This window comes from Arthrobacter alkaliphilus, from assembly GCF_021483235.1.
GTDB classification, from domain to species: domain Bacteria; phylum Actinomycetota; class Actinomycetes; order Actinomycetales; family Micrococcaceae; genus Arthrobacter; species Arthrobacter alkaliphilus.
Genome location: NZ_JAKEEC010000027.1, coordinates 24,551 through 45,327, shown reverse-complemented (window position 1 = coordinate 45,327; position 20,777 = coordinate 24,551). Strand labels below are relative to the sequence as shown.

General features: G+C 60.3%; 20 protein-coding genes. 8 read left to right on the top strand and 12 right to left on the bottom strand.

What is annotated here, in order from left to right; translation table 11 throughout:
* Nucleotides 1-269: 269 nt before the first annotated feature.
* Nucleotides 270-677: a GtrA family protein gene (locus tag L0B83_RS16355; RefSeq protein WP_234759611.1), complete on the top strand. Its 408-nt coding sequence runs from the start codon at nucleotides 270-272 to the stop codon at nucleotides 675-677.
* Between the two features lie 167 nt (nucleotides 678-844).
* Here the strand turns inward: L0B83_RS16355 and L0B83_RS16350 are convergent, their stop codons facing one another.
* On the bottom strand, nucleotides 845-1,339 hold the full coding sequence (locus L0B83_RS16350; RefSeq protein WP_234759610.1) for a GNAT family N-acetyltransferase: 495 nt from the start codon (nucleotides 1,337-1,339) through the stop codon (nucleotides 845-847).
* A 234-nt stretch (nucleotides 1,340-1,573) separates the two neighbouring features.
* Nucleotides 1,574-2,200: a 2'-5' RNA ligase family protein gene (locus L0B83_RS16345; RefSeq protein ID WP_234759609.1), complete on the bottom strand. Its 627-nt coding sequence runs from the start codon at nucleotides 2,198-2,200 to the stop codon at nucleotides 1,574-1,576.
* A gap of 925 nt (nucleotides 2,201-3,125) precedes the next feature.
* On the opposite strand from L0B83_RS16345, the gene L0B83_RS16340 reads away from it, so the two are divergent.
* From L0B83_RS16340 to L0B83_RS16325, 4 genes are all read left to right on the top strand, one after another.
* The gene (locus tag L0B83_RS16340; RefSeq protein ID WP_234759608.1) at nucleotides 3,126-4,025 is read left to right on the top strand and encodes an uL30 family ribosomal protein; all 900 of its coding nucleotides are present in this window, start codon (nucleotides 3,126-3,128) and stop codon (nucleotides 4,023-4,025) included.
* Between the two features lie 4 nt (nucleotides 4,026-4,029).
* On the top strand, nucleotides 4,030-4,434 hold the full coding sequence (locus tag L0B83_RS16335) for a hypothetical protein (RefSeq protein WP_234759607.1): 405 nt from the start codon (nucleotides 4,030-4,032) through the stop codon (nucleotides 4,432-4,434).
* A gap of 4 nt (nucleotides 4,435-4,438) precedes the next feature.
* Complete coding sequence (locus L0B83_RS16330; RefSeq protein WP_234759606.1) at nucleotides 4,439-5,017, top strand: hypothetical protein; 579 nt, start codon at nucleotides 4,439-4,441, stop codon at nucleotides 5,015-5,017.
* A 390-nt stretch (nucleotides 5,018-5,407) separates the two neighbouring features.
* Nucleotides 5,408-5,623, top strand: a complete 216-nt coding sequence (locus tag L0B83_RS16325) for a hypothetical protein (RefSeq protein WP_234759605.1) — start codon at nucleotides 5,408-5,410, stop codon at nucleotides 5,621-5,623.
* 563 nt (nucleotides 5,624-6,186) lie between these two features.
* On the opposite strand, the gene L0B83_RS16320 is transcribed toward L0B83_RS16325, so the two are convergent.
* From L0B83_RS16320 to nrdH, 6 genes are all read right to left on the bottom strand, one after another.
* Complete coding sequence (locus L0B83_RS16320) at nucleotides 6,187-6,903, bottom strand: protein NO VEIN domain-containing protein (protein WP_234759604.1); 717 nt, start codon at nucleotides 6,901-6,903, stop codon at nucleotides 6,187-6,189.
* 151 nt (nucleotides 6,904-7,054) lie between these two features.
* Nucleotides 7,055-8,245 (bottom strand): type II toxin-antitoxin system death-on-curing family toxin, encoded by a 1,191-nt coding sequence (locus L0B83_RS16315; RefSeq protein WP_234759603.1) that lies wholly within the window; start codon nucleotides 8,243-8,245, stop codon nucleotides 7,055-7,057.
* A 535-nt stretch (nucleotides 8,246-8,780) separates the two neighbouring features.
* Entirely contained in the window at nucleotides 8,781-9,755 is a 975-nt protein-coding gene (gene nrdF, locus L0B83_RS16310; protein WP_074590806.1) for a class 1b ribonucleoside-diphosphate reductase subunit beta, read from the bottom strand.
* 118 nt (nucleotides 9,756-9,873) lie between these two features.
* A complete protein-coding gene (gene nrdE, locus L0B83_RS16305; protein ID WP_234759628.1) occupies nucleotides 9,874-11,994 on the bottom strand; it encodes a class 1b ribonucleoside-diphosphate reductase subunit alpha in 2,121 nt (706 codons plus the stop codon).
* Between the two features lie 56 nt (nucleotides 11,995-12,050).
* A complete protein-coding gene (nrdI, locus tag L0B83_RS16300) occupies nucleotides 12,051-12,521 on the bottom strand; it encodes a class Ib ribonucleoside-diphosphate reductase assembly flavoprotein NrdI (RefSeq protein WP_234759602.1) in 471 nt (156 codons plus the stop codon).
* 56 nt (nucleotides 12,522-12,577) lie between these two features.
* A complete protein-coding gene (nrdH, locus tag L0B83_RS16295) occupies nucleotides 12,578-12,820 on the bottom strand; it encodes a glutaredoxin-like protein NrdH (RefSeq protein ID WP_028267421.1) in 243 nt (80 codons plus the stop codon).
* A gap of 463 nt (nucleotides 12,821-13,283) precedes the next feature.
* Here nrdH and L0B83_RS16290 point away from each other — a divergent pair, with 463 nt between their 5' ends.
* On the top strand, nucleotides 13,284-14,261 hold the full coding sequence (locus tag L0B83_RS16290) for a LysR family transcriptional regulator (RefSeq protein ID WP_234759601.1): 978 nt from the start codon (nucleotides 13,284-13,286) through the stop codon (nucleotides 14,259-14,261).
* 51 nt (nucleotides 14,262-14,312) lie between these two features.
* A complete protein-coding gene (locus L0B83_RS16285; RefSeq protein ID WP_234759600.1) occupies nucleotides 14,313-14,819 on the top strand; it encodes a DUF2004 domain-containing protein in 507 nt (168 codons plus the stop codon).
* A 137-nt stretch (nucleotides 14,820-14,956) separates the two neighbouring features.
* Here L0B83_RS16285 and metE read toward each other — a convergent pair whose 3' ends face one another.
* Both metE and L0B83_RS16275 read right to left on the bottom strand, forming a co-directional pair.
* On the bottom strand, nucleotides 14,957-17,290 hold the full coding sequence (metE, locus tag L0B83_RS16280) for a 5-methyltetrahydropteroyltriglutamate--homocysteine S-methyltransferase (RefSeq protein ID WP_234759599.1): 2,334 nt from the start codon (nucleotides 17,288-17,290) through the stop codon (nucleotides 14,957-14,959).
* A gap of 52 nt (nucleotides 17,291-17,342) precedes the next feature.
* Nucleotides 17,343-18,311 carry a methylenetetrahydrofolate reductase gene (locus tag L0B83_RS16275; protein WP_234759598.1) on the bottom strand — a complete coding sequence of 323 codons (969 nt, stop codon included), beginning with the start codon at nucleotides 18,309-18,311 and terminating at the stop codon, nucleotides 17,343-17,345.
* Nucleotides 18,312-18,762: 451 nt separating this feature from the next.
* Between L0B83_RS16275 and L0B83_RS16270 the strand changes: the two genes are divergently transcribed.
* Nucleotides 18,763-18,960, top strand: a complete 198-nt coding sequence (locus tag L0B83_RS16270) for a hypothetical protein (protein ID WP_234759597.1) — start codon at nucleotides 18,763-18,765, stop codon at nucleotides 18,958-18,960.
* A gap of 18 nt (nucleotides 18,961-18,978) precedes the next feature.
* On the opposite strand, the gene L0B83_RS16265 is transcribed toward L0B83_RS16270, so the two are convergent.
* Nucleotides 18,979-19,848: a carbohydrate ABC transporter permease gene (locus L0B83_RS16265; RefSeq protein ID WP_268821028.1), complete on the bottom strand. Its 870-nt coding sequence runs from the start codon at nucleotides 19,846-19,848 to the stop codon at nucleotides 18,979-18,981.
* Nucleotides 19,849-19,853: 5 nt separating this feature from the next.
* The gene (locus L0B83_RS16260) at nucleotides 19,854-20,657 is read right to left on the bottom strand and encodes a carbohydrate ABC transporter permease (RefSeq protein WP_234759626.1); all 804 of its coding nucleotides are present in this window, start codon (nucleotides 20,655-20,657) and stop codon (nucleotides 19,854-19,856) included.
* Nucleotides 20,658-20,777: the final 120 nt, after the last annotated feature.

The following is a 20,777-nucleotide window of genomic DNA, read 5'->3' as shown; positions in this document are numbered from 1 at the left end:
TGTCTGTTCTCTTCGGACGGGTCGAGGGTAACGACGTCTAATCTACGGGGTGAACCTGACTGCCGCACGCAGCTCGCTTGGACGCCGTGCCGCCGTGCCCAACATGGCGATCGACTGGTTTAGACTACATGGGTGCCTTGAGCAACAGTCGGGGACGGTGCGGTCCATCAATTACAGGCGGTAGTCGAATCATGCAGGGTAGTCCCACGAGTCTGGTTCGCCGTCTCTTCGGCTTCGTGCGAAATGGGTATCTCATTAAATTTCTGGTGGTGGGTGTTGCGTCCTTCGCCATTGATCTGGGACTTCTCGCGTTGTTGCATGAAGTGGGGAAGGTAGATTTGTGGATAGCCACACCGATCGCTTTCCTAACCAGCCTGGTCTTCAACTTCTTCGTGCAGAAGAAATTTACGTTCCAATCGGGCGCGCGTGCTCATGTGAGCTTCTTGAAGTACGGCGCGCTGGTGATTTTTAACCTTTTTGCGACAGATGTAATCGTGAACTTGATCGCAGGAGCTGGCCAGTCATATGCGATCGGCAAGGTTGTTGCCACGATCGCGACAACCGCCTGGAATTTCCTTCTCTACAAGCACTGGATCTTCAAAGAGCAGAAGGCGACAGGAACTCCGACCGCGGATTTGACGCCCGATGCAACCCTTTCGTCGCGGCGCGAAAAGTAGCGACGAAAACGGCACGGACTCCAACCGACTCCCCCACGCCACCGCCCAACACGCCGAGCCCTCCAACGCAATCGAAACTTTGGGACTTACCTGCAGTTGGGGATCGCCTTCCATCATGGAGAGCCCACAGCGTCAGAAGACTTGCGACGAACGCGTCCAATTTGTGGTTATCTGACCATGCGAATATCGACGAAGGAGCGTAGCGCTTCGTCCACGACTTCGGTGCCGTCCGCCGTAAAGCCGTTACGACGATAAAAGGCCTGCGCTCGAGAATTATCTTTGGCCACCCAGAGAAAGGCTGACTTCTTCCCGAGCACGGTGTCGAGAAGTGCCTGACCTGCGCCTGCGCCGTGGTGGAGACTGGAAACGTAGAGCATGTTGAGTTCGATTTCCCTTGCTGCTCCTGGCTCTTGGGCCGGCCCAGCGAGTGCGAAGCCAATGATGTCATCTGCTAATGCCGCGATAGCAACATGGCGTTGATCAGAACGGTTCTGGACGATCCAGGCCCATAACTGTTCCCGCTGTTCCAGATGCACGGGGGAAAAGAAGTCATCGGGAAGCAGATGGGCGTAGGTCTCCTTCCAAGTGGAGACGTGCAGCTTGGCCAGTTCTTGAACGTCGGTGTTCCGAGGTTCTCTGATTGCGAACGAACTATTCCCCATGATCCGACCCTACATGCCGGCCTCAACAACGAGTCATGGGATCGAATATCCATGCGCTAGCTGCTTTGTGGCGGCCAGCTACCTTCGAAGGGCCCTTGGTTCGGAACCATGGTGGTCCTGATTCGAGACGCAACAAAAGGTCCTGAATCACGGTGAGATATTCACGGGTTCCTGGACGTCCGATGGAGGATCCTGCACCGTGCACATCGTGGAAGGCAACGGCGTTCGCATCGCTTATTTGGCCGGAACTCCACTGAAGGGGAAGCGAGATGTGGCGTCCCAGGTGAAGGTTCCTCGGTGGACGTCTTGGTGGACGGCTATGAAGTGCACTTCGTTGATGGTCAGAGGAGGCAGGGCACGGACCCGTAACCGGTCGGACGCTTGTTGAATAAGCTCGGTACTTCCTTCGGCCAAGGCGTAGCCCAAGGTGAGATGCGGATTGAAGGGGGCTCCGGGCAGCGGTTGGCTCTTATTGATGGTATCGGCGGCCGCGTCGCGGACCTCCGCGGTGAGTTTCGCCCATGGTGGACTAATCGTCCCTTTGACCCCGAGCGAATAATCATCCGCTTCGGGTTCGCCCAATTCGATGCTGAACGCCTGGGTTTCGGAGGCGAGGCTCTTGAGCCTGGAGCTGAAGGCGTCCATTTCTTCGGGGCTGACCTCATCGGAGGAAACCGCGAACTGCTGCACAGTTGCATGCAGGTAATCGGCTGGCTGGATGGAGCAGTAATCGAAAGCTTCCAGGACGCGTTGACGTTCCTCCAGTGCTGATCGGAGATCAGGGCTGGGAAGGGCGTAGACATGCAGGCGGTTCCGCATGGACGGCCACAAGGTCATGGGGTGCCCAAAGAAGCGCTTCACGAGTGCACCGTCACGTCATGGTATGAACCGGAGGTTAACCGCCTGCCTGGTCGCGGCATAATGCAACCGTCTGGGTGCCCTCGGGATGCCCCTTCACTCCCGACTTTCGCGCCGCCCGATCACCCCGACCGGTCTCCGTGGTGCTCACGTCATTGGCGAAGTCGAGCTGAGCATCAGACAGTTCAACTCCAGGCATTTGGCCGCAAGCGTGCCACATCAAGGGCCAGCGGCCATTTCATCCCGGCGGCTTACAAATCGGGCCCTGCACGATCTACCGCGCAGGGCCCGCTTTTGTGAGATTCCGATCTAACTGGCCCAGTCCGTGAAGTTGAACCCACCGTTTGCGGGAAGTTTTCGACTAAGCAATTAGGCCGCTGTTCCAAGATAGTTGCCCATTTTCTATCAAAGACGGTCCCCCATCGTGGACGAGCAGCCGTCCGCCTGTTCATCGTCGGGGTGGCTGCGTTGGTCGATGAACTCTACTCTTTTCCGCGGGCGCCCTTGTCTGCTCCGAGCATGACAAAGCGATGTGGCGCGGCACCGGTATCCGGCGATGACACGAGATAGGTCGCGATTTGGAGAAGTGCTTACAGACCCGACACGCCGAATTACATGCATGTGATTTGCATCGCTGCACCGGATCGTATACTGAAGTCAAGAGGGTTGTAGGACCGTAGCCCTTCCGGGATACTTGGCATTTTAGGACGTGCGTCTCGCCCAAGACTTGGCGTCAGGAGGTCGAAAAATGAGCATCAAGATTATATCCGACATTATATACGATATTTAATAAGATTTGCCTGATTATGCTCAAGCTTCTGCCGGACCCAGCCAGTCGAATCTTCGGCCTCCGTTCTTCCGGAGAGTGTCAGGCGGCGCGCTTTGACGCAACAATTTTTCCATTTAGCGTGAATTGGGGAATTATTTCATGGGCCCTACGCAGGCGCGGGAAAGACAGCCAGGCTCGGTTTACAATTTCGAAACCGTCCACAGCCGGTACAGTTTCATGGCTGCCGGAATTGATCACCTCGCGGAGAACGCAAGGGTACGGAGCTATGGCGGCCGACTCCTTTTCATACGCACGGGCAGTCTCATCGGGGCGACACACAGCCAGCGGAGGTGCGCGGAAGACCTTCGACTTGGCAAACGCGGGCAGGCATGTATCGTCGATGCCGATCGCCCAGAGCTGTTGGGCAAGCTGCGAAAGATCCGACACTTGGTCACGCTCTACATCCTGCCTAGCGACGTCCCGCCTGGACGCTTTCGAATCTCGAGTAGGGGCAATGCGATGATCCTGAGACACGAGCAGTTCGACGCTAAGGGTGTTCACGGCGAAGCAGTTATCGCAGGCGTTGACGAGTATCTAAGAGTAGAAAGCACGAACAAGGGTACGGGGGCTCTTTGGACAAGCGATCTCAATCCCTTTGAATCGCTCCAAGGGTGTCTTAAGGCCCTCGATGCCAGTCCCATCGACGATGAAGGCTACCTCGTTGTCGTTAAGCGGGAGGACGGCGAGGACGTCGAGTTCAAGGGGAATGGGCCGTCGACCGAGATCTACGACTATGTTCAAGAACACTCAGAGCAAGTTGTGTATGTCGTACTGTGCACCGACGGCGGAAAGGTGACCTGGGAAGCCCCAGATCGCCGTATTTTTAGCGCAAAACGGCCAACTGCAGAGGCCGGCATATATCAGGAAGGCCTGAGTCGAGCTTCCGTGACAAATTTGCTCGGCTACACAGCTACTGCCGGGCTTCGGAACCACTCCCGTGCTGTTTCTCGCAAGATCAAGCATCTTGCCGATATTCAAACGGAGAACCATGCCCATTAGGTTCGTGCGCGTTCAGTCCCACAAGGAAGCCCTGTTTCCAATCAAAGGCATGTCGCTTGACGGCGAAGTAACGGAACGGAGAAATCAGGCATCACTATCTCTCTCCATCGTCAATCGGTCGCCAGTGTCTCCTACGGTGAGGGGCATCAGCGAGATTCGGGAACACGCCGATCTTGCTTACGGTGTTCCTACTACGGGCACCGTAAGCGGCCGCAGCTGGGTGTTGGAGAATCTCGAGGCGATTGATGTGTGGAAGACCATTGGGCCTTTCAATATTGTCCTGGAAGGCTACACGCGAGACCGTTACAGCTGCATCATTGTGGTCGGACAGGTGAAACCCGAGTTCTCCGACTGGATGAGGAAGACGGCCAAGATGAGCCTCGTTTGGCCTCGGCATCCCGCGGGCTGACACTTTGTTTTCGGAGCTCACGGCGGCGATCGTCGGGTTTCTGCTGGTGTTCGTTGGCCAGATCGCGTCCACCAACGCCGGCGACCTATTTCAGCGCGAGGTGGGTGCTCGCCTAAACTTTGCAAGGTCTCTGGCTGAGGACGAAAACCCGGGAGGCAACGGCCAAAGCGTAGCCCCTACGATTAGCCTCAGCGTTCCTGAGATCATGGTTGACTTTGTCTGGGCGACGGACATCGTCCAGACAACACTCACACTCGTCGCTGGCGCTCCGCTTGCGGCAATTGTTCTCAGTGGGGTTTTTGGTCTGACAGACCTGCTGGCGATTTTAATTGCTATTGTGCCTCTAGGCGCCTACTTGATCATCGCCGGCATGGACTCCAATCGGTATGTGTCCAAGAGCCAATGCCGCGTGCCGTTGCTCGGCAAAATCAGCCCAGGGTTCAAGTTTTGCCTCGTCTGGTATGGTCTCTTGCTAACATTTGCCACCGTCCAGCTTGTGCTGCAGCTCCAATCCTGCCAATTGTCCTCGCCTGCTAACGAGTCAATTTCCCTGAAAATCGTACTTGAATGCCACACAAAGTAGGCAAATGCCGAAACCCCGCACTAGAGTTCTAGGCAAGTCGGAATTGGTTTTGAGCACGGCGGTGCGAGGTGCTCGAGCGGTATCCAGGCCAGCTGTTAGTCGTACCCTGTGAGCTTGCCAAAGAAGTTCCTGCCCCGAACCGACCTCGTACTGGGTGGGCGCCCCGTCTCGGTCAAAGCCTGCTTGAACAGGCGGCCCCTCCCGGACCGTCAGCGGTCTGGCCGCAGATCTGACCCCCGGGTACTGACCCCCGAATGAGTGCGAACCCCTCGGGATTCGGGAATCCTACGGTTGGCAATATCCGCACACCTCGCTGAGGTCCGGCTCTTTCCGCCACGACCGAACCCCGGTATCATCCCCGTACCGAGCCATCCAACATGGGAGCCAGCGATGCCACTCAAAGCCAAAGACCACGTAGTCGCCCACGCAGACATCAAGGTTGACAACATGACGGTCGTCAAACGAGGCGACAAAGGGATCGTGGTGGGCGCCAACGGAAGTTGGGGTAAGTCCTACGTAGTGGTTTTCGTTCCGACTACCGACGCCACCAGCGGTTACCCGGTAATGGTCGACATGGTCGGCGAAAACCAGATCACGCCGGTATAACCTGGCGTTCTCGGTTCCGCATTGTTCTTCTACCCAGGCCATCCGCTCGCACTCCGGAGCGGTGGAGTTCGGAGTGCGGTTTCCGAACCAATTTATGCCGACCTGTTCAAAACCTGTTGAATTTTTCTCCAGCTTCTAATCCGCTCGGCGGTCCCGACTAAGGCTGGCTGCTAAACAGACCTGCGCGTGGGTAGTTACGCATGGGTACGTGCGAAGAGATGTCGGGCAGTAAGTACACCGGTGAGAATTGTTGGAGTCAGGTTCTCCGGTCACGGCGAGGTATTCGATCTACGTAAGACCGGATCTTCTGTCACCCCGAGAAATTCTGTTCCTCACCGATGCTCCCGTAGATCCTGCCGAGGATCGGCGGGAGCCGCACTCACCTGGGCGGGTGCGAACGCGAAGTCCTCGCACTCGTGAAGGGACACAGATTCAAGAAAGTTCCGGAACTGGCACAGGAATAGTCCAGTCAAAGTCACGTGGACGCAGTTCGTGGTAGTCCGGGCTAAAAGCAAGAATCCGGAACTTGCCCGCTGAGCGATCCACAACGCCATCCACCAGCTTCATATCAGACCAGATCCCCATGACGCATTCTCCGGGATGCTGGCGAGCGTGCTCGACCTCGTTACGGGTGACGATGACAGAATCCCTCGGCTTTGAGTACCCTTAGCTTCGAGGTAGATCCTTTCTGTTCCCCTCTCGGCGACAGCGTCGTAAGGGCGATTGTGCCGGGTATCGGTGACGGTCCAGCCTCTATCGCGGTAGTAGTTCATCAAGTAATCCTGCGCGGCATCCTCTATCGCCCTGCGGACTTGAGGGTCCGTCTGCACCCCGTGGCCCGCGGCTCCGGTCCAATCGGTCGTTTCAGCATCGACCGCCGGCGCGGAGTCAGCATCCACGAGGCTGTCGAGCTCAGGGGTCGGGTCGTATTGAATTGCGTTACGGCTCGAGTACGAGATCTGCTTTCCAATCAGGGCTTTGCTGACCGGATGATCCTCTGTCAGGACACGGCCGAGGAGCGCCTTCTTCGGTCGTGCTACCCCGGGGGGCACCTCGTATGCGGGGTCCTCAAGTTCCGCGACCAAGACGACCTGGCCCTCAAAGTTCAGCGCTACCCAGCGTTCCTCTGAAATGCGCTCCGCCAATAGGCTCCAGTCCCCGCGGTTGTTCGCCCAGAGTTCGGCCGGTATCGCGTCGGGGTCGTAGCCGTACCAGGAGCGTCCAAGGGGATCATCGCCGTCGGCGGTCTTATGGGGGCTGAGTTTGATGTGAACGACCATGAATCGAGTATCAGGGAAGCGGCCGAAAACGCCGAGCGCCGGCACGCCATGCTTTCCGAACTCTTCTTTGTAGAGTCAGGCGCGGAGAGCCACGAGGGCATTAGTGTGCGCCCCACAGAACCCGACTGCATCACGTGGCCGGCCCGGACGGTCAAACACGAGCGAGCCTTTGAAGCAGCTTCGAATACTCCAAGATGAAGTAGTCAGGTTCGCGCGCAGTTGAGTAGAAGTGCTCGGAATCCACGCCGTGTTCCTGATCTAGTTCCAGTTCTTGACGGATGCGCTTCACTATCGCTTTGGGTACTTCTCGTCCGTCCCCCGTGTTCGTGAAATACGCCTGGAGGCGTCTAGATCTAGATAACCGGAGGATCCCACGACGTTCAACCACGACGCGCGAAATTTCGAGTTTCTCACCTCGGTGTTGAAGTATCTCGCAGCCCTTGGTCCTCAAGAGCTTTGACAGTTCCCGCCATGTTATTGAGCGCTCTTCCTTGCTAACTGGCCGCGAGCGTCGGATGATCCAGTCTGCGATCTCGGAAGTCTCACGGTCGGCGACTTGGTCGAAGACAAAATTCGATGGCAAGAGCTGATGCGATGCGACCTTCAGCATCCACTTGAAAAGCTCATCTTCACTGGACTCCAACACGAAGTTGTTACGATCAAGAAAGACAAGAAGCGCCACTAGCGCCGTTCGTTTGTTTCCATTGTGGAAAGCGTGATTCTGAACTAACGAGTGTAGGAGGGCGGCGCCAGCTGACTGGATGGTGGAGTACTTGTACTGGCCACCCAAGCTCGTCCCTGGTCTCGACACAGCGCTTTCAAGAAGCTGTACGCTCCGGACGCCTGGGGGACTAATCGGGTCCTCCGCTTCCGCGAAATCACGTTCGAGTTCCTCATGGATTCCTAGAATCTCCTCGGTCGTCAGGAGTCTGCTCTCACGAGCCGTTCCCTTCGCCGTCCACTCAAACGGCGGCGCCACAGGCTTTGAATCAATCTTGAGAACCTCGCGCTGCTGTTCCAACCTGCGGGCCGTGTTGTCAGTGGTGGACACCAGATACGAGTTAAGTCGTCTGATGGAGCCTCTTGGCATGGTGATGGTGCCGGGCTTCAATGTGAAACCCAATTCCTCCAACAGGTCTGCGAATTCGTTGCGCTCCAGCCCGTACTCTCCCAGCCAGTACGAAACTTTCCTCTGCTGAGCACCCGGAAGGCCCAAGGCCCTTTCGGCCGCCCGCATGTCGCGGCGTTCTACTACCGAGTTTGGGGAGTCCACATATTCGATGCCTTCTCCCCATAGCGCGACCAACACTTGCTCAGTGTCGACCTTGGCCTTTGCTGCCAACGAACTGACTGTAAGCGAACCCTTTGCCACTATTCCCCCAAATTTTGCGATCTCAGATTCACATGAACAACGCCCGTAGCTGCGCCATTTAGCGCACATCTTGGCAGCCGCGAGCCGCTCGTCCAACTTGCTGGCAGAACTAATCTCCATTACGAGGGAGTCGGTGGGCCGGGCCCGGCCCCAGCTGCCAAGCTGCTTGTCACGGATGCCATGTCAATTGTCACCGACCGACTAACTCGTCACTTGTGCCACCTATCCTGCATCTCACAGCAGCGATTGGAGCCGAAGACGGCTCGGCCCTAGTTGTGAGTCCAGCAGCTAGGGCCAAGCGCCTGTACCGCCAAAAATGCCGAGGCTTCGCCAACTACTTTGAGCCGTTCCGCCGACTAGCCGGGTAACCGCCAACGAGCCTCCGACGATCTCGTACGTCTACTCGCACGTACTGAGCAATGCTCAGATACGAGGCTGTTCTTACCGGGATACTTTAGTGGAAACTATCCGGAAGGATTCCCGATATCACACAGCAAGAGAAGAACTAAAACTCCCAGTCCTCATCCTCAGTATTAACAGCCTTGCCAATCACATACGACGAACCGGACCCAGAGAAGAAGTCGTGGTTCTCGTCGGCGTTCGGTGACAGGGCCGAGAGGATGGCCGGGTTCACGTCGGTGACGGAAGCCGGGAACATGGCCTCATAGCCGAGGTTCATGAGGGCCTTGTTGGCGTTGTAGTGCAGGAACTTCTTGACGTCCTCGGCAAGGCCGACGCCGTCGTACAGGTCGTGCGTGTACTGGACTTCGTTCTCGTACAGCTCGAAGAGCAGCTCGAACGTGTAGTCCTTGATCTCCTGGCGCTTCTCCTCGGAGACCTTTTCGAGGCCCTTCTGGAACTTGTAGCCGATGTAGTAGCCGTGCACGGCCTCGTCGCGGATGATCAGGCGAATGAGGTCTGCCGTGTTCGTGAGCTTCGCCCGGGAAGACCAGTACATCGGAAGGTAGAACCCGGAGTAGAACAGGAACGATTCCAGCAGCGTGGAGGCGACCTTGCGCTTCAGGGGATCGTCGCCCTGGTAGTAGTCCATGACGATTTGGGCCTTCTTCTGCAGGTTCTCGTTCTCGAGGGACCAGCGGAAGGCGTCGTCGATTTCCTTGGTGGAGCACAGGGTGGAGAAGATCGACGAGTACGACTTCGCGTGCACCGACTCCATGAAGGCGATGTTCGTGTACACGGCCTCCTCATGGGGAGTGAGGGCATCCGGGATCAAGGAAACGGCGCCGACCGTGCCCTGAATGGTGTCCAGCAGGGTCAGGCCCGTGAACACGCGCATCGTCAGCTGCTGCTCTTCAGGCGTCAGCGTGTGCCAGGACTGGACGTCGTTGGACAGCGGCACCTTCTCCGGCAGCCAGAAGTTGTTGACCAGGCGGTTCCAGACCTCCACGTCCTTGTCATCCTGGATGCGGTTCCAGTTGATCGCTTCGACGTGGCTGAGCAGCTTGACCTTCTCGGTCATTTCGTCCCCTTAACGTATGTGTTCTTTAAGGTAAGCGTACGACGCCGGGCGCTCACCCGGCGTCGTACTCTTCAGTTTTGAGGCGCGGCGGTCGCCGCAGATAAGCAACCGATACCGGTTACAGCATGCAGGAAACGCAGCCTTCTACCTCAGTCCCCTCCAGCGCGAGCTGGCGGAGGCGGATGTAGTAGAGCGTCTTGATGCCCTTGCGCCATGCGTAGATCTGCGCTTTGTTGATGTCACGCGTGGTGGCGGTGTCCTTGAAGAACAGGGTCAGGGACAGGCCCTGGTCCACGTGCTGCGTGGCCGCGGCGTAGGTGTCGATAATCTTCTCGTAACCGATCTCGTACGCGTCCTGGTAGTACTCCAGGTTGTCGTTGTCGAGGTACGGCGCCGGGTAGTAGACGCGGCCGATCTTGCCTTCCTTGCGGATCTCGATCTTGGCGGCCACCGGGTGGATCGACGACGTCGAGTTGTTGATGTAGCTGATGGAACCGGTGGGCGGCACAGCCTGCAGGTTCTGGTTGTAGATGCCGTGCTCCATGACGGAAGCCTTCAGCTCGCGCCAGTCGTCCTGCGTCGGAATGTGGATGCCGGCGAAGAGCTCGCGGACGCGTCCGGTTTCCGGGACCCATTCCTGCTCGGTGTACTTGTCGAAGAAGGTTCCACTGGCGTACGTGGAGTTCTCGAAGCCGCCGAAGGGCTGGCCGGTCTCGATGGCCAGCTTGTTCGAGGCCCGGAGTGCGTGGAACAGCACCGTGTAGAAGTAGATGTTGGTGAAGTCCAGGCCCTCTTCAGAACCGTAGTGGACGTGCTCACGGGCAAGGTAACCGTGCAGGTTCATTTGGCCGAGGCCGATAGCGTGGCTCTGCGCGTTGCCCTGCGCGATGGACGGCACCGAGTTGATGTAGGACATGTCCGACACTGCGCTCAGGGCACGGATCGCCGTCTCGATCGAAGCACCGAAGTCCGGAGAGTCCATGGTCTTGGCGATGTTCATCGAGCCGAGGTTGCAGGAGATGTCCTTGCCGACGGTCTCGTACGTCAGGTCCTCGTTGTACAGCGACGGCGTGGAAACCTGCAGGATCTCCGAGCACAGGTTGCTCATGGTGATCTTGCCCGCGATCGGATTGGCCCGGTTCACGGTGTCCTCGAACATGATGTACGGGTAACCGGATTCGAACTGGATCTCCGCGAGGGTCTGGAAGAACTCCCGCGCGTTGATCTTGGTCTTCTTGATCCGCGAGTCGTCCACCATCTCGTAGTACTTCTCGGTGACCGAAACGTCGGAGAACGGGACGCCGTAGACGCGTTCGACGTCGTACGGGGAGAACAGGTACATGTCCTCGTTCTTCTTGGCCAGCTCGAACGTGATGTCCGGTACCACGACACCAAGGGACAGGGTCTTGATGCGGATCTTCTCGTCGGCGTTTTCACGCTTGGTGTCGAGGAAGCGGTAGATGTCCGGGTGGTGGGCGTGCAGGTACACGGCACCGGCACCCTGGCGGGCACCAAGCTGGTTGGCGTAGGAGAAGCTGTCTTCGAGGAGCTTCATGACCGGGATGACGCCGGAGGACTGGTTCTCGATCTGCTTGATCGGGGCGCCGTGCTCGCGGATGTTGGTCAGCGAGAGGGCCACGCCGCCGCCGCGCTTTGACAACTGCAGTGCCGAGTTGATGCCGCGGGCAATCGACTCCATGTTGTCTTCGATGCGCAGGAGGAAGCAGGAGACCAGCTCGCCGCGCTGGGCCTTGCCGGCATTCAGGAACGTGGGAGTGGCGGGCTGGAAGCGGCCGTCGATGATTTCCTCAACGAGGCGGCTGGCCAGTTCCTCGTTGCCGCGGGCAAGGTGCAGTGCAACCATGCAGACGCGGTCTTCGTAGCGCTCAAGGAAACGCTTGCCGTCGAACGTCTTGAGTGTGTACGAAGTGTAGAACTTGAAGGCGCCGAGGAAGGTTTCGAAGCGGAACTTCTTCTTGTAGGCGCGGTTGAACAGGTCACGGATGAAGTTCATCGTGTACTGGTCGAGGGTCTCCCGCTCGTAGTACTGGTTCTTGACCAGGTAGTCCAGCTTTTCTTCCAGGTCGTGGAAGAAAACGGTGTTGTTGTTCACGTGCTGCAGGAAGTACTGGTGCGCGGCCTCGCGGTCGGCTTCGAACTGGATTTCTCCGTTCGGACCGTAGAGGTTCAACATGGCGTTGAGCTCATGGTAGCCAAGGCCCTTGTAGGCCTCCGGCAACGGCTTCTTGGTTGCCTTGACTGCTTCCACGGCGGTGGCCTGCCCTTCCGACCTGGTTACTTCTGTATCTGCGACAGTCGTGTCCAAAACTTTTCCAATCCTTGTTTGACCCGGACAACATCTTCCGGAGTCCCCATGAGTTCGAATCGATAAAGAAGCGGAACCCGGCATTTGGTGGCGATGATGTCCCCCGCCATGCAGTAGTTTTCCGCGAAGTTGGTGTTTCCTGCTCCAATGACTCCGCGGATCAGTTCCCTGTTCTGCGGGTTGTTCAGAAACCTGATGACTTGCTTGGGAACCGATCCTTCGCCGTTCGTGCCGCCATACGTGGGCAGCACAAGGACGAAGGGTTCCAGTGCGAGCAGCGGCGCGTCCTTGGCGTGGAGCGGGATGCGTGCCGCCTCGACGCCGAGCTTCTGGACGAAGCGCTTGGTGTTCTCAGATGTGGAGGAAAAGTAGATGAGGTGACTCCGCGTGCTGACAGCTTCGGCGTTTGGTTGAGCAGTTGCTGTTGCCAGCGCTGCCATGGGAGTCACCTCGACTACATTGGAATGCTTTGTGGCTGTGGCGGAGTCTTGGAAGACTAGGCCACCGAAGCGGCAGCCAGTGCCAGCTCTTCGATCTTGTCCGGACGGAATCCCGACCAGTGGTCCTGCTCGGTCACCACGACGGGGGCCTGCATGTAACCAAGGGCCTTCAGGCGCTCGAGGGCCTCGGCATCCTGGGAGATGTCAACGCTCTGGTAGGCGATGCCCTTCTTGTCGAGTGCGCGGTAGGTTGCGTTGCACTGAACACAGGCCGGCTTCGTGTAAACCGTAACAGTCATGGTTCCTGTCCCCTTTGTTGAAGTCTTTGCTCTTCGTTCGGCAGGCCCCGACCGGAACTGGTTCCGACTCCGATACTGGCCCGCTGGCCGCCGAGGCGGCCAAACTCTCTTATTCACGTCTTGTGCTGGCTTCCCGCTCAATCCGTAAGTTGATACTACATGTAGTGCAAGCGCCTCAGCGGAACCCCAAGATGATGTATTACAAGTATGTCATTTTACGCACCGATAGTCCACAGGCGAAGGGGGTAAAAATGTCCGGGAATCCGCCAAATCCAGAGACTTAATCCACACCCTGTGGACTACTTAGCCACAATTAATCGTCAGCGTGTCGCTGGGGTACCGGCGTGTCGCGCCAACCTGCAAGCACTGCTTCATGGCTCCCCTCCGCACGCAGCGGAGACTGAATTCACACCGCTAAGCTGGCTGGGCACGGTTTTCGGCGCCCTGAGCCAAAGGATCACTGATGGTCAACCTTCTCCACCTGCGGACACTGATTGAGGTCACGCGGCTCGGTTCGTTCGCAGCAGCCGCCGCGCGGCTCGGCTACACCGCCTCAGCCGTATCCCAACAGATGTCGACGCTGGAACGGGACACCGGCGTCGAACTCTTCCACCGTTCCGCACGCAGCGTGGCTCCCACCGAAGCCGCCATCACCATGGTGCGGCATGCATCCAAGGTGCTCACCGACGTCGAGACCCTGCTGGCCGCCGCATCGCGGAGCACGGACTCCCCCGTCCAGGAACTGCGGCTCGGCATCTTTCCAAGCCTGGCAACCTACGTCCTGCCGGACATCCTCCGGAACGCGCGCTGGAAGAAGCTGGGCATCGAACTGCGTGTGTGGGTGGCCGAACCTTCCCAGACCATCCAAGGGCTGCGCGCCGGCGGCGAACTGGACCTGGCGCTGGTGTACCAGGTGGGCCAGTCGGGGCTCGCATGGCCCCATACCTTGGAGCGGCAATGGATCGGCGACGACGACTTCCGGGTGGTGCTTCCCGCGTCCTGGGGCATCCGGGAAGACGCGGAGATGCAGGCCTCGCAGCTTTCGGAGATGCCGTGGATCATGCACCATCCGGGCACGAGCGATGCCGTAGTGATTGAACGCCTGTTCGCGAGTTGCAACCTCCATCCCCGCGTCGTGGCCTACAGCGACGATTTCCACGCAAGCCTTGAGATGGCGGCGGCGGGGCTGGGTGCCGCGCTGGTGCCGGAACTGGCGCTGCGGCACCGTCCTCCCGGCGTCGTGGTCCTCGATGTCCCGGACATCAGGCTTGCCCGCAACGTGTTCGCCCTGCTCCTCAACGGAAAGCGCACGGCGCAGGTGCAACTCTTCACCGAATTGCTGGCCGATACGCTCCACGGGAGCACCGCAACCGTCCGCGCCGGCAGCACCCCAACCGTGCCCAAAACAACTCAAAAGTCAACGCCCAAGCCGCCTTCCTGAAATCTTCCTGGAAGCTGGAACACGCCGCTCCTTTGGGACTATCTTGAAGACATGAGCAAGGTAGCGAGCAAACATTTCGGGGAGATCGAGCTCAACCACGGGCGGGAGCACTGTTATGTGGCTTCGCACGAGCTCGCCGGAAATCCCCTCGAGCTGGACCTCAACGTCGGGGCTCACGACCACTTCGACGAGAAGGCACTCCACAAAGTGGACTACCGCCTGGGCTACCTCCCCGAATTGGTGGACCAGGTCCGGGACATGATCGCCGAGGAACTGGACCAGGACGGCACCAACTCCCAGCAGTTCCTCCACTTCCACTGCACCCAGCTCAAGGAAGAGCAACTGGAGGCAGTGTTCGGCGTCCGCGACAAGAGGCAACTCACCAACGAAGTCTTCCTGAAGGCCCTCAAACTAGGCCATGTAGCGATCTATCCCGGCCAGCCGGAGCGTTATTTCGTCCTGGATTTCACGTTGGGATCCCACTTCACCGACGAGCTCCTGGTGGCGGCCGCGGACGAGGACGGCGTGGTGGACGACGAGATCCTCTGGGAGTCGTGAGGGTTTAACGACGGCGGCCGGCCACCTTTCGGGTGGCCGGCCGCCGCTGCTTGTACTGCTTGGGCCTTACTTTGCTGCTTCGAGCAGTCCGGCGCGGACCGTCTTNCCCCCCCGCCGCTGCTTGTACTGCTTGGGCCTTACTTTGCTGCTTCGAGCAGTCCGGCGCGGACCGTCTTGGTGGCCTTGACCAGGTTGCGCAGGGACTCTTCGGTCTCGGCGTAGCCACGGGTCTTCAGGCCGCAGTCCGGGTTGACCCAGAGCTGGCGGGACGGAACGTGCTTGACGGCGGTGGACAGCAGTTCGGTGACCTCGGCCTCGCCCGGGACACGCGGCGAGTGGATGTCGTACACGCCCGGCCCAACCCCGCGGCCAAAGTGGTGTGCCTCGAGGTCGTGGACAACCTCCATGCGTGAACGCGCCGCTTCGATGGACGTGACATCGGCGTCGAGGCCGTCGATCGCGTCGATGATCACACCGAACTCCGAGTAGCAGAGGTGGGTGTGGATCTGGGTGGCGTCGGCAGCACCGGCGGTGGCGAGGCGGAAGGAGTCAACTGACCACTTCAGGTACGCCTCGTGGTCGGCCTTGCGCAGCGGAAGGAGCTCGCGCAGCGCGGGCTCGTCCACCTGGATGACCTTGATGCCGGCGGCTTCGAGATCGGCGATTTCGTCACGCAGTGCCAGGCCTACCTGGTTTGCGGTCTCGCCCAGCGGCTGGTCGTCGCGGACGAAGGACCAGGCCAGGATGGTGACCGGGCCGGTCAGCATGCCCTTCATGGGCTTGTTGGTCAGGGACTGGGCGTACTCGGCCCAGGCAACGGTGATCGGTGCCGAGCGGGTCACGTCGCCCCACAGGATGGACGGACGGGTGCAGCGCGAACCGTACGACTGGACCCAGCCGTGGACCGTCACGTCGAAGCCTTCAAGGTTCTCGGCGAAGTACTGGACCATGTCGTTGCGCTCGGGCTCGCCGTGGACCAGGACGTCGTAGCCAAGCTCTTCCTGCAGGTCGACGACGCGCTTGATCTCATCCTTCATGAGCTGCTCGTACTGCTCGTCGCTCAGCTCGCCCTTGTTGTTGCGGGCACGGGCGGAGCGGATTTCCGAGGTCTGCGGGAAAGAACCGATGGTGGTGGTGGGCAGCGGCGGCAGGTGCAGGGCTGCTTCCTGGGCCGCTTCACGGACCGAGTACTCGGAACGGTTGAAGTCGGCCTCGGTGAGGGCCGCGGTGCGGGCACGGACGTCGGCGCGCCGGACGCCTTCGGCAGTGGCGCGGGAGGCGATCACGGCGGACGCCTCGTCGATGGCGGCCTTCGCGGAAGCGGGGTCGGCCAGGTAGTCGGCCAGGGTCTTGACCTCCACGGCTTTCTGGTCGGCGAACGCAAGCCAGCTGCGCAGCTGCTCGGAGAGCTGGGTCTCCTCGGCGGTGTCGTGCGGAACGTGCTGGGTGGAGGTCGAGGTGCTGACAGCGAGCTTGCGGGCCGCGGCCTTCAATTCGTCGAGCTTCGCGGCGGAGGCAGCGAGGTCGTTGCGCCAGATGTTGTGGCCGTCCACGACGCCGGCAACCAGCGTCTTGTCGCCCAGCCCGGCCAGGGCTGCCGCGGACGGTACCGCGCCCTTGAAGACGTCGATGTGCAGGGCATCGATGTTGGTCGCGGCAAGGGCGCCGAGCTGGCCATCGAGGGACCCGTAAGGGGTGGAAACGAAAAGCTGCGGGCGGGCAGCGGCAGCGGAGAGGACCTCGTAGGCGCGGGCAACCGCGGCCTGGATTGCCGGCGCCGGGGTGTCCTGGTCGACCACGAGGGCGGGCTCGTCCAGCTGCACCCAGCTGGCTCCGGCAGCGGCGAGCTTGCCGAGCAGTTCGGCGTAGACCGGGAGGATGTCCTCAAGCCGGGACAGCGGGGCAAAGCCCGCAGGAGCGTCGTCAGAGGCCTTGGACAGCAGCAAGTAGGTCACGGGACCGACGATGTAAGGCCGAGTCTCGATGCCGTTGGCCAGCGCGAATTCGAACTCTTCGACAATGCGGTTGGACGCGAGCTTGAACTCGGTCTCCGGGCCGATTTCCGGAACGAGGTAGTGGTAGTTGGTGTCGAACCACTTGGTCATTTCAAGCGGCTGCTGTTCCTTGTTGCCGCGGGCAAGAGTGAAGTAGCCATCGATATCGAGCTGGCCTTCGGCGTTGAGCAGCTGGCCGAACCGGGCCGGGACGGCGCCGAGGTGTGCCGTGGCATCGAGCACCTGGTCGTAGAAGGAGAAGGTCCCGGGAACTGCGGCGGCTTCGTTGAGGCCGAGTTCCTGGAGTCGCTTGGCTGTGGTCAGCTGGATGTCCTTGGCGGCGGTGTCGAGGGCGGCGGCGTCGATCTTGCCGGCCCAGTAGGCTTCGACGGCTTTCTTGAGTTCGCGGCGGCGGCCGATCCGTGGGTAGCCGAGCAGGGAAGCTGACGGGAAGGGGGTCTTGTTCTGTTCAGTCATGGAGTTTCCTTATTGCTGTAGGTGCAAATCGTTGAGGTTGCGGGCCAGCGGATCAGCTGACGAGTTCTTGGCGGCGGGCGATGGCGCTGAGCCGGCTGGCTGGCCGGGCCGGCCGGGGCAAGGCGAGCTTGTCCAGCACGTCCAGGGCGCAGGCGTGCTCGTTGAAGGTGTACAGGTGGATGCCCGGAGCACCGGCCTGAAGGGCAGCGTTGGCCAGGTCCACCGTGGCGCGGACGCCGATCTTGCGCCGTTCGGCGTCGCTGTCCGCCGCGGCGAGGCGCTCGATGAGCTCCGGTGCCGGCTCGACGCCGGTGAGCTCGCCGAGGCGCTTGAGGCGGCGAAGGCTGGTCAGCGGCATGACGCCCGGGATGATGGGGATGGTGACGCCGGCACGGCGCGCACGCGAGATCAGGTCCGCATATTGCTCGGTGTGGAAGAAGACCTGCGTGATGGCGAAGTCCGCACCCGAGCGCTGCTTCGCGAGCAGCACCTCGACGTCGTGTTCCACGCTCGGGGATTCCGGATGGCGGGTGGGATAGGCGGCCACTCCAACGGCGATCTTGCCGGCGCACAGCAGCGCCGAGCGCCGCTGCTCCACGCGCCGGATCAGTTCGATCAGGTCCTGGGCGTAGCGCAGGGCGCCGCTGACCGGCTGTCCACTGTCCTTGGGGAGGTCTCCGCGCAGGGCGAGGATGCCGCGCACGCCGTCGTCGAGGAGTTCGCCGATGATCTCGGCCAACTCCTGCGGGGTGTTTCCGACGCACGTGAGGTGGGCCAGTGGCCGCAGGGTCGTTTCGAGCAGGAGCCGATTGATGAGCTCGACGGCGGTGTCCCGGTTGGAGCCGCTGGCGCCGTAGGTCACCGAGACGAAGTCGGGGTCCGTGGCCTCAAGCTCTCCGATGGTCGTCCAGAGGGACTCCGCCGCAGCGGGAGAGCGGGGCGGAAAAAGTTCGTAGGACAGGGCAACGGGAGCAGCGCCGGTCAGGTCTGGATGGGTGTCGATGAGGCTTGGTGGCGACATTTGCGTCCTTGGCTGTTCGTCAGCGGGCCTGCGTTCAGGGACTTGAAAGGCGGGTCCATGGACTGCAGAATCGGTGAATTGAGTTTGGGGATACACGCAACGAACTCCAGCAGGGCGCAGCCGCGACTGTTACGCCTGGGATGAAGTTGTCCGTGTGCAAATGTCAGGCCCACATGGGGGCACCCACACCCTCCTGCCTGCCTTCTCGAGGCAGATCCGGCGGAGGATCGCTGACACGTTACCGCGGTAACTTGAATACGACTCTAGATCCGGGGCCCGGACGCTACAAATCCCCCGCCGAATTAAGACGCATTTTTACGGTACGTTTCGCCCGGTTTCTGAACATTGTTCGCTTTGCCCGGCGCCACGGGTCAAAAGCCGAAATGAGTGTGCCGCTGGGGACCTCGTGCGGGCCCTCCCCATGCCGCTTCCGCAGGGCTATCCTTTTGCCATGATCCAGCTTCCGGCCAGTTATCAGGAATACCTCGACGGCAAGGACGAACGGTTCATCCAAACCGTCCGCCCCATCTTGCTGCAATCTGCCGCGGACAAGCTTCACGGTGTCCGCGTGGTCGACAACCCCAGCGGCCACCAAGCCCACCTGGACGAATCCATCCCCTACGGCACCATCATCGAGGACATTGACTGAGTCCTGGCGGTTGGCCCCTCAGCCCTTCATCGCACCGGACAGCGCAAACGCACTTCCGGAGCCCCTGGCAACCACCGTGTACAGGACAAGAACCGGGACCGAGTACAAGATGGAGAACGCAGCGAGTTCTCCGTACGCGATCGCTCCATGCTGGCCAAAGAAGCTGAAAACGGACACCGCGGCCGGTTGCTTTGAGGTAGACAGCAACAGGATGAACGGGACGAAGAAGTTCCCCCAAGCCTGGATAAAGACGAAGATGAACACCACGCCGAGCCCTTGCCTCATGAGGGGCATCACGACTCTTCGCAACGTGGCCAGTCCCGAGGCGCCGTCCATCCAGGCAGCTTCCTCCAGCTCAAGCGGCACCGAATCCATGAAGTTCTTCGTCATCCAAATAGCCATGGGCAACGTGGTGGTTGCCATGAAGAAGATGGTTGCCGGCATCGAGTCCAGCAATTGCAGCTGCACGAACAAGCCATAGACCGGCACCATGATCGCCGTCACCGGGAGCGACGTGCCGAACAGGATCGCGTAGAGGAACGGCTTGTTGAACCGCGATTGGCAGCGGGACAGCGGATAGGCCGCGAGCACTGCGACCACCAGGTTCACGATGGCCGTTCCGGCGGAGAGGATGAAACTGTTCGCGAGCGGCTGGAAGAGCAGCCCTGGCGTCAGCACGGCTGCGAAGTTGGCGAGCGACGCCGATTGCGGCCACCGGGTCTCGTATCCGGCGTGTGGATCAACGGAAGCAAGAAGCAACCATGCAAGGGGCAGCACAAAGCACAGCCCGATCACGACCAGAGCTGCATTGGCACCGAAGCGCACGCGGCGTCCGCGGCCAGGTACCGCCGTCGGGCGCTTCCTCGCGGGAACCTGAGCCCGGCGCAGGGAGGTCACGGCTTCGCCCCGCGGATCAGCCTGACATACACAGCACCGAAGAACATGCCGATCAGGATCAATACCGAGGCGATCGCGGTGCCATAACCGATGTCCCCCAGCTTGAAGGCTTCCTGGTACGCGAGCACCGGCAACGTGGTGCTCGCGTTGGAGGGGCCACCGGCCGTCATTACCCAGATGAGGGTGAAGACTGCGAGAGTCTGGAGGGTGGTCAGCATGAGGTTGGTGGCAATGCTTCCACGGATGACCGGCAGGGTGATGAAGGCCAGGCGTTGCCAACCCCTGGCGCCGTCCATGAGGGCCGCTTCGGAAATGTCGCGGGGCACATCGGACAGCGCGGCCCGGTAGACCAGCATCGAGAACGCGGTGCCGCGCCACACATTGGCCAGGATGATGGCCGGCATCGGAAAGGCATAGAGCCAGTTGGCGCCCTGGACACCGAACGTCCCCAAGAGTTGGTTGAGTGTGCCGTCCTGGCTGAAGTACGCGTACGCCGCGAACGCCGCTACGATCTCCGGGAGGACCCAGGCCGCGACCACTGCGGTACCCACCAGCGACGCCGTCGCTCCCCCGGATCTTGTCATCAACAGGGCAATGACCAGGCCCACGGCGTTCTGTCCGAGGATCGCGGAAACGGCCACGAACACTACCGTCAGCCATGCCGACAGCGGGAAAACCGGATCGGTCAGCATCCGGGCGTAGTTGTCCAAGCCGACCCATTGGGGGTTGAGGGCTGCTTTGCCGGTCAAGGCGGCGTCGGTGAAGGAGGCGTAGAAGGACCATGCCACGGGCGCCGCCATGAAGAGGGCCAGCAGCAGAACTGACGGCAAAACCGGCAACCATCGGAGCCCGCGGCGCAGAGCCCCTCGAAGGCGGGGTCCAGGTCCCAAGGGGCCGCGTTGGGAGATGTCAGGGACTGC